Genomic DNA, 14,885 nt, shown 5'->3' with positions numbered 1-14,885 from the left:
GCACGAGGGGGTTCAGGTGTCGAGCAAGCTAGAACAGTTGCAGGCCTTGTTGGCCCCGGTGGTCGAGGCTCTTGGCTATCAATGCTGGGGGATCGAATTCATCTCTCAAGGCAAACATTCGGTACTGCGTATCTATATCGATAAAGAGGATGGAATCCTGGTTGATGACTGCGCGATTGTCAGTCGTCAAATCAGCGGTGTTCTCGATGTCGAAGATCCGATCAGTTCCGAGTACACCCTTGAAGTGTCCTCTCCTGGCATGGAACGCCCACTGTTCACCTTGGAACAGTTCGCTTCGCATGCCGGTGAACAAGTGAAGATCAAGCTGCGTACGCCCTTTGAAGGTCGTCGTAACTTTCAGGGCCTTCTCCGTGGCGTGGAGGAGCAGGATGTTGTGGTCCAGGTGGATAACAACGAATTCCTGTTGCCGATCGACTCGATCGACAAGGCCAACATTATTCCCAGTTTTGACTGAGACGTGCCGGATCCCGCGGACCGCGCGGATCCAATGGCTTGCGAAAGGCGAGGCGTACGATGAGCAAAGAAGTACTGCTGGTTGTTGAGTCGGTATCCAACGAAAAGGGCGTACCGGCCGGCGTAATTTTTGAAGCGCTGGAAGTGGCCCTGGCCACTGCAACCAAAAAACGTTTTGACGACGAAGTCGACCTGCGTGTGGAAATCAACCGCCACACCGGTAGCTACGAAACCTTCCGTCGCTGGACTGTCGTCGAAGAAAAGGATCTGGACGATCCGGCGATCGAAGTGTGGCCAGCGAAGATTCAGGACACCCATCCTGAAGCCAAGGTCGGTGACGTGATCGAAGAGAAGATCGAGTCGATCGAGTTCGGCCGCATTGCCGCCCAGACCGCCAAGCAAGTCATCGTCCAGAAGGTCCGTGAAGCCGAGCGCGCTCAAGTGGTAGATGCCTACCGCGAGCGTCTGGGCGAGATCATCTCCGGCACCGTCAAGAAGGTCACCCGTGACAACGTCATCGTTGACCTGGGCAACAACGCCGAAGCGTTGCTGGCCCGTGAAGACATCATCTCCCGCGAGACTTTCCGTGTCGGTGTGCGCCTGCGTGCACTGCTCAAGGAAATCCGCACCGAGAACCGCGGCCCGCAGTTGATCCTGTCGCGTACCGCGCCACAGATGCTGATCGAACTGTTCCGCATCGAAGTGCCGGAAATCGCCGAGGGCCTGATCGAAGTCATGGCCGCGTCCCGTGATCCGGGTTCGCGCGCCAAGATCGCCGTGCGCTCCAAGGACAAACGCATCGACCCGCAAGGTGCCTGTATCGGCATGCGCGGTTCGCGTGTCCAGGCGGTGTCCGGTGAACTGGGTGGCGAGCGTGTGGACATCGTCCTCTGGGACGACAACCCTGCACAGTTCGTCATCAACGCCATGTCGCCGGCTGAAGTCGCGGCGATCATCGTCGATGAAGACGCCCACGCCATGGACATCGCCGTGGGTGCCGACAACCTGGCCCAGGCGATTGGCCGTGGTGGCCAGAACGTGCGCCTGGCCAGTCAGTTGACCGGCTGGACCCTGAACGTGATGACCGAATCGGACATCCAGGCCAAGCAGCAAGCTGAAACCGGTGACATCCTGCGCAACTTCATCGACGAGCTGGAAGTCGACGAAGAGCTGGCACAGGTGCTGGTCGATGAAGGCTTCACCAGCCTGGAAGAGATTGCCTACGTACCGCTGGAAGAAATGCTCAACATCGACGGCTTTGACGAAGACATCGTCAACGAGCTTCGTGCTCGCGCCAAGGATCGCCTGTTGACCAAAGCCATCGCTACTGAGGAAAAGCTGGCAGACGCCCATCCGGCCGAAGACCTGCTCTCGCTTGAGGGTATGGACAAGGATTTGGCGATGGAACTGGCGGTGCGCGGCGTAGTTACCCGCGAAGACCTGGCCGAGCAGTCGATTGATGACCTGCTCGACATCGACGGCATCGACCAAGAGCGTGCCGGCAAGTTGATCATGGCCGCCCGAGCCCACTGGTTCGAGTAATTAGGCGCGGCCTGAGGAGAGAAGTGCATGACGCAAGTCACGGTGAAAGAATTGGCCCAAGAGGTCGCTGCACCGGTAGAGCGCCTGCTGCAGCAGATGCGTGAGGCAGGTCTGCCGCACACCGACGCCGGTCAGGTAGTGACCGACAATGAGAAGCAGGCATTGCTGGCTCATTTGAAGAGCAGCCACAAGGCAAAAGTGGAAGAGCCGCGCAAGATCACCTTGCAGCGCAAAACCACCAGCACCCTGCGTGTCGCCGGTAGCAAGAGCATCAGCGTAGAAGTACGCAAGAAGAAAGTATTCGTTCAGCGCAGCCCGGAAGAAATCCAGGCCGAGCAGAAGCGCGAGCTGGAAGAGCGCCGTGCAGCGGAAAACGCTGCCCGCGAAAAGGCCGATGCCGACGCACGTCAGCGTGCCGAGGAAGAGTCCCGTCGCCAGCCAGCCGCTGCCAACGCCGCACCGGCTGCTGCCGCTGCGCCGGCTCCAGCGCCTGTAATCGAAGCCGCAGCCGCCGATGCTCCGGCACCGGTTGCCGAGCGCAAGAAAGACGACGTGCGTCGCAGCGACAAGTCGCGTGACGACGAGCGTCGTGGCGGCGAGCGCCGTAACGAAGCGCCGCGTGTTTCGGTCAAGGTCAAGGAAAAGGAAAAGGCGCCTACCCCGCGTGCCGCTCCGCGTACCACCGACGAAGAAAGCGATGGCTTCCGTCGTGGTGGCCGTGGCAAGGGCAAGCCGAAGAAGCGCAACGCCCACGGTTTCCAGAACCCGACCGGTCCGGTTATCCGCGACGTGCAGATCGGCGAGACCATCACGGTTTCCGACCTGGCCAACCAGATGTCCGTCAAGGGCGCTGAAGTGGTCAAGTTCATGTTCAAACTGGGCACTCCGGTGACCATCAACCAGGTGCTCGACCAGGAGACAGCTCAGCTGATCGCCGAAGAGCTGGGCCACAAGGTCACCCTGGTCAGCGATACCGCCCTGGAAGATTCCCTGGCCGAGTCGTTGAAGTTCGAAGGCGAGACCTTCTCCCGTGCACCAGTCGTGACCGTAATGGGCCACGTTGACCACGGTAAGACCTCGCTGCTCGACTACATCCGTCGTGCCAAGGTTGCTGCTGGCGAAGCCGGTGGTATTACCCAGCACATCGGTGCGTACCACGTGGAAACCGACCGCGGCATGGTCACCTTCCTCGACACCCCTGGCCACGCCGCGTTTACCGCCATGCGTGCCCGTGGTGCCAAGGCGACCGACATCGTGATCCTGGTGGTTGCGGCGGACGACGGCGTGATGCCGCAAACCCGTGAAGCGGTCCAGCACGCCAAGGCTGCCGGTGTTCCGCTGGTGGTTGCGGTGAACAAGATCGACAAGCCAGGTGCCGACCTCGATCGTATCCGTAACGAACTGGCCGTCGAAGGCGTCACTTCCGAGGACTGGGGTGGAGATACCCCGTTCGTCAAGGTGTCGGCGAAGATGGGTACCGGTGTCGACGAACTGCTCGAAGCGGTCCTGCTGCAAGCCGAGATCCTCGAACTCAAGGCCACTCCATCGGCCCCGGGTCGTGGTGTGGTGGTTGAATCGCGTCTGGACAAGGGCCGCGGCCCGGTGGCTACCGTGCTGGTTCAGGACGGTACCCTGCGTCAGGGCGACATGGTCCTGTGCGGTTCGAACTACGGTCGCGTACGGGCTATGCTCGACGAGAACGGCAAGCCTGTTAAGGAAGCCGGCCCGTCGATCCCGGTCGAGATCCTCGGCCTGGATGGCACCCCGGACGCCGGTGACGAGCTGTCGGTAGTGGCTGACGAGAAGAAAGCCCGTGAAGTTGCCCTGTTCCGTCAAGGCAAGTTCCGCGAGGTCAAACTGGCTCGCGCTCACGCCGGCAAACTCGAGAACATCTTCGAGAACATGGGCCAGGAAGAGAAGAAGACCCTCAACATCGTGCTCAAGTCCGATGTTCGTGGTTCTCTCGAGGCCCTGCAGGGCTCCCTGAGCGGCCTGGGCAACGACGAAGTACAGGTTCGCGTGATTGGCGGCGGTGTCGGTGGTATCACCGAGAGCGATGCCAACCTGGCCCTGGCGTCCAATGCAGTACTGTTCGGCTTCAACGTGCGTGCCGATGCCGGCGCGCGCAAGATCGTCGAGCAGGAAGGTCTGGATATGCGTTACTACAACGTGATCTACGACATCATTGAAGACGTCAAGAAAGCCCTGACCGGCATGCTCGGCAGCGATGTTCGCGAGAACATCCTGGGTATCGCCGAAGTGCGTGACGTGTTCCGTTCGCCGAAGTTCGGCGCCATCGCCGGCTGCATGGTCGTCGAGGGTGTGGTCTACCGCAACCGTCCGATCCGCGTACTGCGCGAGGACGTGGTGATCTTCGAAGGCGAGTTGGAATCGCTGCGTCGCTTCAAGGACGATGCGTCCGAAGTACGTGCCGGCATGGAATGCGGTATCGGCGTCAAGAGCTACAACGACGTCAAGGTCGGCGACAAGATCGAAGTCTTCGAGAAAGTCCAAGTGGCTCGTACGCTCTAAGCCGCGAGCATGGGAACCGCCAATCGCCCGCCCCAGGGCGCCGCTTGGCGGCTCTGAACGCAACGCCCGGTCCGGCTCTAGCCTGGCCGGGCGTTTGCCGCTTTAGTTACAGGTAGCAAAAATGGCAAAAGAATATAGCCGTACCCAACGCATCGGCGATCAGATCCAGCGCGAGCTGGCCCAGTTGATCCGTCGTGAAGTCAAGGACCCGCGCGTCGGCGTGGTCACCATTACCGCTGTGGATGTCAGCCGCGATGTCGGCCATGCCAAGGTGTTCATCACCTCCATGGGCCAGGAAGGGGCGGAAGACATCAAGCAGACCCTCAAGGTGCTCAACGGCGCGGCCAGTTTCCTGCGCGTGCACCTGGGCAAGGAAATGCAACTGCGCAGCGTGCCGCAACTGCATTTCCACTATGACGAAAGCATCAGTCGCGGTGCCCACCTGTCGGCGCTGATCGAGCGTGCCGTCGCCGAAGACAAGCTGCACCAGGCTGCCGACACGCCCCTGGACACCAAGGAGTAAGCGGTGGCTCAGGTCAAGCGTATCCGTCGTAACGTCAGCGGCATCATCCTGCTCGACAAGCCGTTGGGGTTCACCTCCAACGCTGCCCTGCAGAAGGTCCGCTGGCTGCTCAATGCCGAAAAGGCCGGGCACACCGGCAGCCTCGATCCACTGGCCAGCGGCGTGCTGCCGCTGTGCTTCGGTGAGGCGACCAAGTTCTCGCAATACCTGCTCGATTCCGACAAGGGCTACGAGACGGTCATGCAACTGGGTCAGACCACCACCACGGGCGACGCCGAAGGTGAAGTGCTGAAAACCCGTGAGGTGACCGTTGGTCGCGCCGATATCGAAGCGGTTTTGCCACAATTTCGTGGTCAAATCAGTCAGATACCGCCGATGTACTCGGCCCTCAAGCGTGACGGCCAGCCGCTGTACAAGCTTGCCCGTGCAGGTGAAGTAGTGGAGCGCGAGGCGCGTTCTGTTACTATTAACCGCTTGGAATTGCTCGAGTGCGAAGGCACCCGTGTCCGGTTGTCGGTCGGCTGCAGCAAAGGCACCTACATCCGCACCCTGGTCGAGGACATCGGCGAGGTGCTCGGTTGCGGCGCCTATGTCGCTGAACTGCGCCGTACGCACGCCGGTCCTTTCGAGCTGGCCCAGACCGTGACCCTCGAAGAACTCGAAGCGGTCCACGCCGAAGGTGGCAACGAAGCGGTCGATCGTTTCCTGATGCCATCGGACAGCGGTCTGCTGGACTGGCCACTGTTGCAGTTCTCCGAGCACAGTGCGTTCTACTGGCTCAATGGTCAGCCGGTCAGAGCCCCCGACGCGCCGAAGTTCGGCATGGTCCGGGTACAGGATCACAACGGTCGCTTCATCGGCATCGGTGAAGTGAGCGAAGACGGGCGCATCGCGCCGCGTCGCTTGATTCGGTCAGAATGATCGAAACCTTCAGTGTCAGGCTAAAGCCTGGCACTGGTGGTAAAGAGGATGGCTGTTAATAGGCACGGTCACGCCTCACTTTATGAATACAGGGAGCAGTCCCTGGCCTATTGGAAGCCGTTTGTTCGGTTTCCCTTGATTTGGAGAAGCCAGATGGCACTCAGCGTTGAAGAAAAAGCAAAGATCGTTGGCGAATACCAGCAAGCCGCCGGTGACACCGGTAGCCCGGAAGTACAGGTTGCTCTGCTGACCGCCAACATCAACAAGCTGCAAGGCCACTTCAAGGCCAACGGCAAAGACCACCACTCCCGTCGTGGTCTGATCCGCATGGTTAACCAGCGTCGCAAGCTGCTGGACTACCTGAAAGGCAAGGACACCACCCGTTACAGCGCCCTGATCGGTCGTCTGGGTCTGCGTCGCTAATAGCGGCCTGGCCAGTGGTGTGCACGGCGTGCTGCAGTCACCGCACGGAGCCTTTGGCCCCCGTGTCGGTGAGCACGCCTTGCCTATCTATGAGGTTGGCTGTCTGTCTCGCCTGAGCGGTTTACCGCGAGGGCAGGGCAGGCTCCCAACCTCTAGTTTTATCTGGACTGCCAACAGGGCCGATTCCCTGTTCTGCCCAAGAATTCGCAAGAACCCGTTCCCCCAGAGCCACTGAAAAAGGTAGGAAACCGTGAACCCGGTAATCAAGAAATTCCAGTTCGGTCAATCGACCGTTACCCTCGAGACGGGCCGTATTGCTCGTCAAGCGTCCGGCGCCGTATTGGTCACCGTCGACAACGATGTCACCGTACTGGTGACCGTGGTCGGTGCCAAACAGGCCGATCCAGGCAAAGGCTTCTTCCCCTGTCCGTTCACTATCAGGAAAAGACCTACGCCGCCGGCAAGATCCCTGGTGGTTTCTTCAAGCGTGAAGGCCGTCCTTCCGAGAAAGAGACCCTGACCTCGCGTCTGATCGACCGTCCGATCCGTCCGCTGTTCCCGGAAGGCTTCATGAACGAAGTGCAGGTTGTCTGCACCGTCGTTTCCACCAGCAAGAAGACCGATCCGGACATCGCTGCGATGATCGGTACCTCGGCGGCCCTGGCCATCTCCGGCATTCCGTTTGAAGGCCCGATCGGCGCCGCTCGCGTTGCTTTCCACGAAAGCACCGGCTACCTGCTGAACCCGACCTACGAGCAACTGGCTGCCTCGAGCCTGGACATGGTCGTTGCCGGTACCTCCGACGCCGTACTGATGGTTGAATCGGAAGCCAAAGAGCTGACCGAAGACCAGATGCTGGGCGCCGTACTGTTCGCCCACGACGAATTCCAGGCTGTGATCCAGGCTGTCAAAGAGCTGGCCGCCGAAGCTGCCAAGCCGACCTGGGACTGGACTGCCAAGGCCGAGAACACCCCTCTGCTGAGCGCCATCCGTGGCGAATTCGGTGCTGCGGTTTCCGACGCCTACACCATCACCGTCAAGGCTGACCGTTACGCTCGCCTGGGCGAACTGCGCGAGCAAGTGATCGCCAAGTTCTCCGGTGAAGAAGGCCAACCTTCGGCTTCCGAAGTCAAAGAAATCTTCGGCGAAATCGAATACCGCACCGTTCGCGAAAACATCGTCAACGGCAAGCCACGTATCGACGGCCGCGACACCAAGACCGTACGTCCGCTGAACATCGAAGTCGGCGTACTGCCAAAGACCCACGGTTCGGCGCTGTTCACCCGTGGCGAAACCCAGGCCCTGGTCGTTGCGACCCTGGGTACTGCCCGTGACGCCCAGCTGCTGGATACCCTCGAAGGCGAGAAGAAAGACCCCTTCATGCTGCACTACAACTTCCCGCCGTTCTCGGTCGGCGAGTGTGGTCGCATGGGCGGTGCTGGCCGTCGCGAAATCGGTCACGGCCGTCTGGCTCGCCGTTCGGTCCAGGCCATGCTGCCTGCTGCCGACGTGTTCCCGTACACCATCCGCGTTGTTTCGGAAATCACCGAATCCAACGGTTCCAGCTCGATGGCTTCGGTCTGTGGTGCATCCCTGGCACTGATGGACGCTGGTGTGCCGATGAAGGCGCCGGTTGCCGGTATCGCCATGGGCCTGGTTAAAGAAGGCGAGAAATTCGCCATTCTGACCGACATCCTCGGTGACGAAGACCACCTGGGCGACATGGACTTCAAAGTGGCCGGTACCGCCAAAGGTGTTACCGCGCTGCAGATGGACATCAAGATCAACGGCATCACCGAAGAGATCATGGAAATCGCCCTGGGCCAGGCCCTGGAAGCGCGCCTGAACATCCTCGGCCAGATGAACCAGATCATTGGTCAGTCCCGTAGCGAACTGTCGGAAAACGCTCCGACCATGATCGCCATGAAGATCGACACCGACAAGATCCGTGACGTCATCGGTAAAGGCGGCGCGACCATCCGTGCCATCTGCGAAGAAACCAAGGCTTCGATCGACATCGAAGACGACGGTTCGATCAAGATCTTCGGTGAGACCAAAGACGCCGCTGAAGCTGCTCGCCAGCGCGTTCTGAGCATCACTGCCGAGGCCGAGATCGGCAAGATCTACGTCGGTAAGGTTGAGCGCATCGTCGACTTCGGTGCCTTCGTCAACATCCTGCCTGGCAAGGACGGTCTGGTTCACATCTCGATGCTGAGCGATGCTCGCGTCGAGAAAGTGACCGACATCCTCAAAGAAGGCCAGGAAGTTGAAGTACTGGTACTGGACGTGGACAACCGCGGCCGTATCAAGCTGTCGATCAAGGACGTTGCCGCTGCCAAGGCATCGGGCGTCTAAGACCGCCGCTTAAGAAAAAGGACCCTTCGGGGTCCTTTTTTTATGCCTGCAGAAATTGTCTTGCGGACTTGCATCTTGCATGCAGGATTTTGCCACTGCTTGCAAAATGCACGATCCAGTTTTTTGCATTATTAGATAAGTTGCTGTTTTATAAGGATAAAATTATTCACAAAAGCTGGCACAGGCCCTGCAATAGTATTCATACCCCTGCTGCCAGGACTTACGGCGCAGACTTTTCGAAAAACAGGAGTGTCTCGTATGAAGAAGTTCGCTATTGCTGCCGCTACTGCCACCGCCCTGACCCTGACCCTGGCTAACGCGGCGTTTGCCCAACAGCCTTCCCAGGCTCCGCTGACCGTTGCTGCTGGTGAAGTTACCAAAGCAAAAGAAGCGACCTCCGACACCTGGATCACCACCAAGGTCAAAGCTGACCTGATGACCGAGAAAGGCATTCCGGGTACCGACATCAAGGTCGAAACCAACAAAGGCGTGGTCTCCCTGTCTTCCGAGGTTGCCGTGACCGATTCGCAGAAAGACATGGCGGTCGCTATCGCCAAAAAGATCAAAGGCGTTCAAGCCGTCTCGGCTGATGGCCTGAAAAGCAACTAAGGCGTTTGTCCCGACTCGCTGACCCTTACAGGTTCATGCGAAAGACCAAAAGGACTTGGTCACTCAAAGCCCCGGCACTGGTTGCCGGGGCTTCTTTTTTGGGGGAAAGGAGGGGGAGGAGGTGGTGGTTATTCCGCGTCCAGATGCAGCGGCGAGATCACTCGGCCATCCGCCTCGGCCTGGCCCAGGCTGGCATCGACGAAGTACACCCGGTCATCCGCCAGCTGGCCTTTATCTACCAGGTAGTCCTTGATACTGCTGGCCCGGGCCTGACCCAACTGACGCAGCAGCAGGGCGCTTTCGCCCCAGGACTTGAGCACGGCATCGCGCAACTGGGTGGTGCGCTGTTCGCGATCGAGTTGTTCCCACTCCGCTGGAGGCTGTTTCTTCATGCGGGTACGGTAGATGCCTTCAAGCATCGCCGGCTTGTCGCCATCCGGCACCTTCAGCTCGGAGGCCTGGGCTGGCACCTTGTCGCCGCGGCGCTGGAGGATCTTGTAGTAGGTATTCTGGTACTCACGCTCCAGGCGCTGCTGGGCAATCAACGGTCCGTCGCTGCTCTGGGCGCTGGTGCCTTCGATCTCCAGGCGCAAGGCAGGGCGCTCTTTGAGCGCTGTCGCCAGCTTGTCCAGGGCGCTTTGCGCATCCGGGCCCAGGTCGCTGGAGCCAGCGGCAAAGGCGACGTTGCCCAGGTCCTGGGAATCGCCGCCGCTGACCAGCCCGCCGATGAACTTGAAGGGCGCCTGGGCCGCGCGCAGCACCAGGTTGCGCAGGGTCTGCCAGACAATCGGCATGACGCTGAACTGCGGGTCATTGAGGTCGCCAGTCACCGGTAGCTCGATGGAGATCTTGCCGTCGGTGTCCTTGAGCAAGGCCACTGCCAGGCGAATCGGCAGGTCCACCGCATCCGGGCTGTCGACCTTCTCACCCAGCTGCAGTTGCTCGACCACGACCTTGTTCTCGGCCTTGAGCTTGCCTTGGGTGATCACGTAGTGCAGGTCGATGTTCAGCCGGCCCTTGCGGATGCGAAAGCCGGCGAACTTGCCCGAGTAAGGCGTCAGCGTGGTCAGCTCGACGCGTTTGAAGCTGGTGGCGATGTCCAGGGCGGCCATCGGGTCGAAGGGGTTCAGCGAGCCTTTGATGGTCACCGGTGCATAGCGATCGACCTTGCCCTTGATATCGACCTTGGCCGGTTTTGGCTGACGGTTGTCGATGGTGCCGATCTGGCCGTTGAGCTGCTGGATGGCGGTGGCGAAGTTCGGGGTCAGGCTGAAGTCGGCAAAGTTGGCCGAACCGTCATTGATATCGATTTCACCGATACGGATGCCCAGTGGTTTTTCCGCAGGCGCCTTGGCTTTGGCCGGCGCCTTGGACTGCGCGGTAGCCGGTTGCGGGATCAGCAGGTCATCGACGTTGGTGGTGCGGTCTTCGTTGATCATGAAGCGCGCGTAGGGCTGCTTGAGGGTCACTTTGCCGATGCTCAGGGCGTCACCGTGGCGGTACGACAGACCGTCGAGGTTCAGCTGCTGCCATTTGACGAAGTCGCGATCCTTGATGGTGTCCAGAGTGTGCAGCTGGTTGACCTGAGCCTTGCCGTCAATGCTGAAGGCCAGCGGCTCGGTGCTCTTGAGGTCGACGTTGAGGTCGCTGCCGAGCATGCCGCTGCGCAGTTCCAGGCGGATGTACGGGCTGATGTAGGCCTGGGCGACACGCAGGTCGATGTCCTGGGTGTTGACCTTGAGCTTGGCGCTCACCGGCGCCAGGTTGACCTCACCGGCCGCCTGCAGCTTGCCTTGCTTGCCGACACCGGTGTCGAGCTTGAGGGTGAAGGGCGACTGGTTGAGGCTGTCGAAATTCTGCAGGTCGAGGTTCAGCGGGCCGACCTCGAGGGCGACCGGTTGTTTCTGCGAGCGGTCGGCCAGGTGTACCTGGTAATTGCGCAGTTGCACGTCTTTGAGCAGCACTTGCCATGGCTTGCCCGGTGCCTCGGCGGCGGCCTTTTCCTTGGCATCCGGCTCGGCGGCGGCAGGTTCGGCTTTCTCTTTGGCCGTGGCTTTGGCCGGCTGGCTGGCGAACAGCTTCTGCCAGTCGAGCTGGCCATCGGACTCTACCGCCGCCCAGGTTTCGAGCTTTTCGCTGCGGATCTTGCCAACGGTGACCAGTTGCTTGGCCAGGTCAATCGAGGTTTCGCTGACATCCAGGCGCGCCAGGCGCGCCAGGCGTGCCAGCGGGCGGCCATCCGGTGCCTTGATGGCAAAGGGGGCAATGCTCACCGAGGTGTTGTCCAGCAGCAGCTCGGTTTCTTTGGACAGATTCAGCTTGTAGTGGGTATCGAGGCTGACCACACCTTCTTCCAGCACCAGCGGCACGGCATCGCGCACATAAGGCCAGAAGGCTTTCATCTTGCCGTCGGTGACCTTCAGGGTGCCTTCGGAGGCGATTGGTACCAGGCTGAAGTTACCGGCCCAGTCGATGCGCCCGCCTGCCGGGCCATTGGCGACCAGGGTCATTTCGGTACTGTCTTCAGGCAGGGTGCTGAGGTTCTTCAGTTCCAGGTTCATCGAGTCGTAGAGAAACTCGATCGGCTCGCTCGGGCGCAGGTCCTGGAAGTGCAGGTAGCCTTCGCTGAGTTTGATACTGCCGATGCGCAGCGGGAACGGATCGCCGGCAGGTTCTTGCGGTTTGGGCTCGCTCGGCGGCAGCTTGAACAGTTGCGTCAGGTTGAGGCTGCCGTCCTTGGCGAACAGCAGCTCGGTACGCGCCTTGTCCAGCTCGACACTGTCCAGGTGCAGGGCACCGCTCCACAGGCTGTTGATTTGCAGGTTGGCGTACAGGCGTTCGAAGCCGACCTGCTCTTTGCCCGGCTCGCCAATCTGCAGGCCCCAGAGGGTCAGTTCGAGGCTGAACGGGTTGAGCTCGATCCGCTGCAGGTGCGCCGGCACCGTGGCGTAACTGGCCAGTTGCTGGTTGGCGATACGCAGGGCAACCCCTGGGAGAATCAGAAAGCCTAGCAGGCTGTACAAGGCCACTGCGGCCAGCATGGCGCCGAGGGCGCGTTTCAATCCTTTGGGCATGTGTGGCGTCGTCTGTCTCGAACGGGAGTGCTTGGAGTATGGCACGTAAAAACGGTTCCGAAGCTACTCCGAAAATTAACGAAATTTTGTTTCAGAGCTGAAGAATCAAGGTCTTCAGTGGCGGCTGGCCATCCTGCGACGGAAAGTCGCCGGCAGGTTTGAGCACTTGCCAGTCGCGTACCGGGCGCCCGGCTTTCTCGGCGCAGCGCAGCACTTGCTCGCGCCAGTCGTCGAGGCTGACCTTGGCCAGGTTGTTACAGCAAATCAGTACGCCATCGTCGGCGGTGCTCAACAGGGCCGGCTTGAGCAGGCTCTGGTAGTCGCGCAGCAGGTCGACGGTGCCGAAGGCGCTCTTGGCCCAGGCCGGCGGGTCGAGGAACACCAGGTCGAACTGGCGCTGCTCCAGGCGCAGATACGGCGGCAGCTTGTGGCCGCGACGCTGGCTGACCGGCAAGCCGGCGAACTGGCGGATCGCCGGAAAGTAATCGGACTGGATAAAGCTCATCGGCAACAGTTGCGGGTTGAGTGCGCCGTTCTCCTTGCCGACCGCCAGGTTGCCTTCGGCGAAGTCCAGGTTGCACACCTCGCGCGCGCCGCCCGCTGCGGCGCTGAGGCCGACGCCGCAGGTATAGGCAAAGAGGTTGAGCACGCTTTTGCCGGCACTGTGCTGCTTGACCCAGCCACGGGCATTGCGCAGGTCGAGGAACAGTAGCGGATCCTGCCCGGCATGGCGGCCACGTACCCGGTAGTTCAGGCCCCATTCGTGACCGACATGATCGGCCAGCGCCGCTTCACTGGCCTGGTACACCGGGTCGCGACGGTCGATGCGGCTATTGCCCTGGGAACGGTCGTTGTAGACCAACAGCAGTTCCAGGCCCAGGTGCGCCTGCACCGCCGCGTGCAGCTCCAGCAAGGCGCCGGTCTCAAGGCTTTGGTGGAAGCTTTGCACCAGCAACTGCGGGCCGTAGCGGTCGATGGTCAGGCCGCTGGCGCCTTCCTGGCTGCCGTGGAACAGGCGATAGCAGTCGGTGCCCTGGGCATGCAGTTCGGCGAGAAGGCCCTGGCGGGCGTCGAGGGCGGCGCGCAGCGCCTGATTCAAGAGGGACATGCACGTGGCCTTGGTTTGCGGACGTGCAGTTTATCAGTTCAGGCCAGGGGAGGGGCCGTTGCAGCCCCTCCCGCAGTGATCAGCGCTCGATCGCCAGGGCCACGCCCTGACCACCGCCGATGCACAGGGTCGCCAGGCCTTTGCTGACGTCACGCTTGATCATTTCGTGCAGCAAAGTTACCAGCACCCGGCAACCCGAGGCGCCAATCGGGTGCCCCAGGGCAATCGCGCCGCCATTGACGTTGACCTTGCTGGCGTCCCAGCCCAGCTCCTTGCCTACCGACAGGGCCTGGGCGGCAAAGGCTTCGTTGGCCTCGATCAGATCAAGGTCGCTCAACTGCCAGCCGGCCTTGTCCAGGCAGCGGCGGGTGGCGCTGACCGGGCCGATGCCCATGATCGCCGGATCAACCCCGGCGTTGGCGTAGGCCTTGATCCGCGCCAGGATCGGCAGGCCCAGCTGTTGCGCCTTGGCCGCACTCATCAGCAGTACCGCTGCCGCACCGTCGTTGAGCGACGAGGCGTTACCGGCTGTTACCGTGCCGTCTTTCTTGAACGCCGGCTTGAGCTTGCCCAGCGACTCGGCGGTAGTGCCGGCGCGGGGTTGCTCGTCGGTGGCGAAGGCCACCGGCTCGCCCTTGCGCTGCGGAATCAGGATCGGGGTGATTTCGTCGACGAAGCGCCGGGCTTCGATGGCAGCGGCGGCTTTTTGCTGCGAGGCGGCGGCGAAGGCGTCCTGTTCTTCCCGGCTGATGCCGTATTTTTCCACCAGGTTCTCGGCGGTGATGCCCATGTGGTAGTCGTTGAACGCATCCCACAGGCCATCGCTGATCATGCTGTCGATCAGTGTGCTGTGGCCCATGCGCAGGCCGGTACGGGCACCCGGCATGACGTAGTTGGCCAGGCTCATGTTCTCCTGGCCGCCGGCGATGATCACCTCGGCATCGCCGCAGCGAATTGCCTGGGCTGCCAGGTGCAGGGCCTTGAGGCCCGAGCCGCAGACCTTGTTCAGGGTCATGGCCGGTACCGCGTGGGGCAGGCCGGCCTTGATCGCGGCCTGACGCGCCGGGTTCTGCCCGGCACCGGCGGTCAGTACCTGGCCGAGGATGACTTCATCGACCAGTTCGGCATCGATGCCGGTCTGGGTCAACAACTGGCGGATCACCGCAGCGCCGAGGTCGACGGCAGGAATGTTGGCCAGCGCCCCCTGGTAGCTCCCGACAGCAGTACGGGTGGCGGCAACGATTACGACATCTTGCATGGCGCGGGTCCTCACTCTTATTGGATTTGGCGTCAGAACGGTTCAGGCCCCAGGGCCTGGATAGAC

Annotated in this window: 11 protein-coding genes; 8 read left to right on the top strand and 3 right to left on the bottom strand. The window is 61.1% G+C overall.

Going from position 1 to position 14,885, the window contains the following annotated elements:
* Positions 1-16 precede the first annotated feature (16 nt).
* The 8 genes from rimP to LOY54_RS23515 all read left to right on the top strand — a co-directional run bounded on the left by rimP (position 17) and on the right by LOY54_RS23515 (position 9,379).
* The gene (gene rimP / locus LOY54_RS23550) at positions 17-475 is read left to right on the top strand and encodes a ribosome maturation factor RimP (RefSeq protein ID WP_045200046.1); all 459 of its coding nucleotides are present in this window, start codon (positions 17-19) and stop codon (positions 473-475) included.
* A gap of 59 nt (positions 476-534) precedes the next feature.
* Complete coding sequence (gene nusA / locus LOY54_RS23545) at positions 535-2,016, top strand: transcription termination factor NusA (protein ID WP_010222981.1); 1,482 nt, start codon at positions 535-537, stop codon at positions 2,014-2,016.
* Between the two features lie 27 nt (positions 2,017-2,043).
* A complete protein-coding gene (gene infB, locus LOY54_RS23540; RefSeq protein ID WP_093379303.1) occupies positions 2,044-4,548 on the top strand; it encodes a translation initiation factor IF-2 in 2,505 nt (834 codons plus the stop codon).
* 121 nt (positions 4,549-4,669) lie between these two features.
* On the top strand, positions 4,670-5,071 hold the full coding sequence (gene rbfA / locus LOY54_RS23535) for a 30S ribosome-binding factor RbfA (RefSeq protein WP_045199718.1): 402 nt from the start codon (positions 4,670-4,672) through the stop codon (positions 5,069-5,071).
* 3 nt (positions 5,072-5,074) lie between these two features.
* Positions 5,075-5,992, top strand: coding sequence for a tRNA pseudouridine(55) synthase TruB (gene truB / locus LOY54_RS23530; RefSeq protein WP_093379306.1), 918 nt, complete (start codon positions 5,075-5,077; stop codon positions 5,990-5,992).
* Between the two features lie 153 nt (positions 5,993-6,145).
* Positions 6,146-6,415 (top strand): 30S ribosomal protein S15, encoded by a 270-nt coding sequence (gene rpsO, locus LOY54_RS23525; RefSeq protein ID WP_010222985.1) that lies wholly within the window; start codon positions 6,146-6,148, stop codon positions 6,413-6,415.
* A 162-nt stretch (positions 6,416-6,577) separates the two neighbouring features.
* Positions 6,578-8,770 carry a polyribonucleotide nucleotidyltransferase gene (gene pnp, locus LOY54_RS23520; protein ID WP_408980606.1) on the top strand — a complete coding sequence of 731 codons (2,193 nt, stop codon included), beginning with the start codon at positions 6,578-6,580 and terminating at the stop codon, positions 8,768-8,770.
* Positions 8,771-9,028: 258 nt separating this feature from the next.
* Positions 9,029-9,379: a BON domain-containing protein gene (locus LOY54_RS23515; protein ID WP_045199715.1), complete on the top strand. Its 351-nt coding sequence runs from the start codon at positions 9,029-9,031 to the stop codon at positions 9,377-9,379.
* A 128-nt stretch (positions 9,380-9,507) separates the two neighbouring features.
* Here the strand turns inward: LOY54_RS23515 and LOY54_RS23510 are convergent, their stop codons facing one another.
* The 3 genes from LOY54_RS23510 to LOY54_RS23500 all read right to left on the bottom strand — a co-directional run bounded on the left by LOY54_RS23510 (position 9,508) and on the right by LOY54_RS23500 (position 14,819).
* Positions 9,508-12,453 carry a DUF748 domain-containing protein gene (locus LOY54_RS23510; protein WP_258608105.1) on the bottom strand — a complete coding sequence of 982 codons (2,946 nt, stop codon included), beginning with the start codon at positions 12,451-12,453 and terminating at the stop codon, positions 9,508-9,510.
* Between the two features lie 91 nt (positions 12,454-12,544).
* Positions 12,545-13,561 (bottom strand): class I SAM-dependent rRNA methyltransferase, encoded by a 1,017-nt coding sequence (locus tag LOY54_RS23505; RefSeq protein WP_258608104.1) that lies wholly within the window; start codon positions 13,559-13,561, stop codon positions 12,545-12,547.
* A 79-nt stretch (positions 13,562-13,640) separates the two neighbouring features.
* On the bottom strand, positions 13,641-14,819 hold the full coding sequence (locus LOY54_RS23500; protein ID WP_045199710.1) for an acetyl-CoA C-acetyltransferase: 1,179 nt from the start codon (positions 14,817-14,819) through the stop codon (positions 13,641-13,643).
* Positions 14,820-14,885 lie beyond the last annotated feature (66 nt).

The sequence above is a fragment of the Pseudomonas sp. B21-032 genome (assembly GCF_024748965.1).
Taxonomy (GTDB): domain Bacteria; phylum Pseudomonadota; class Gammaproteobacteria; order Pseudomonadales; family Pseudomonadaceae; genus Aquipseudomonas.
The sequence above is the reverse complement of the archived record's forward strand: the minus strand, read 5'-3'. Positions and strand labels throughout refer to the sequence as shown.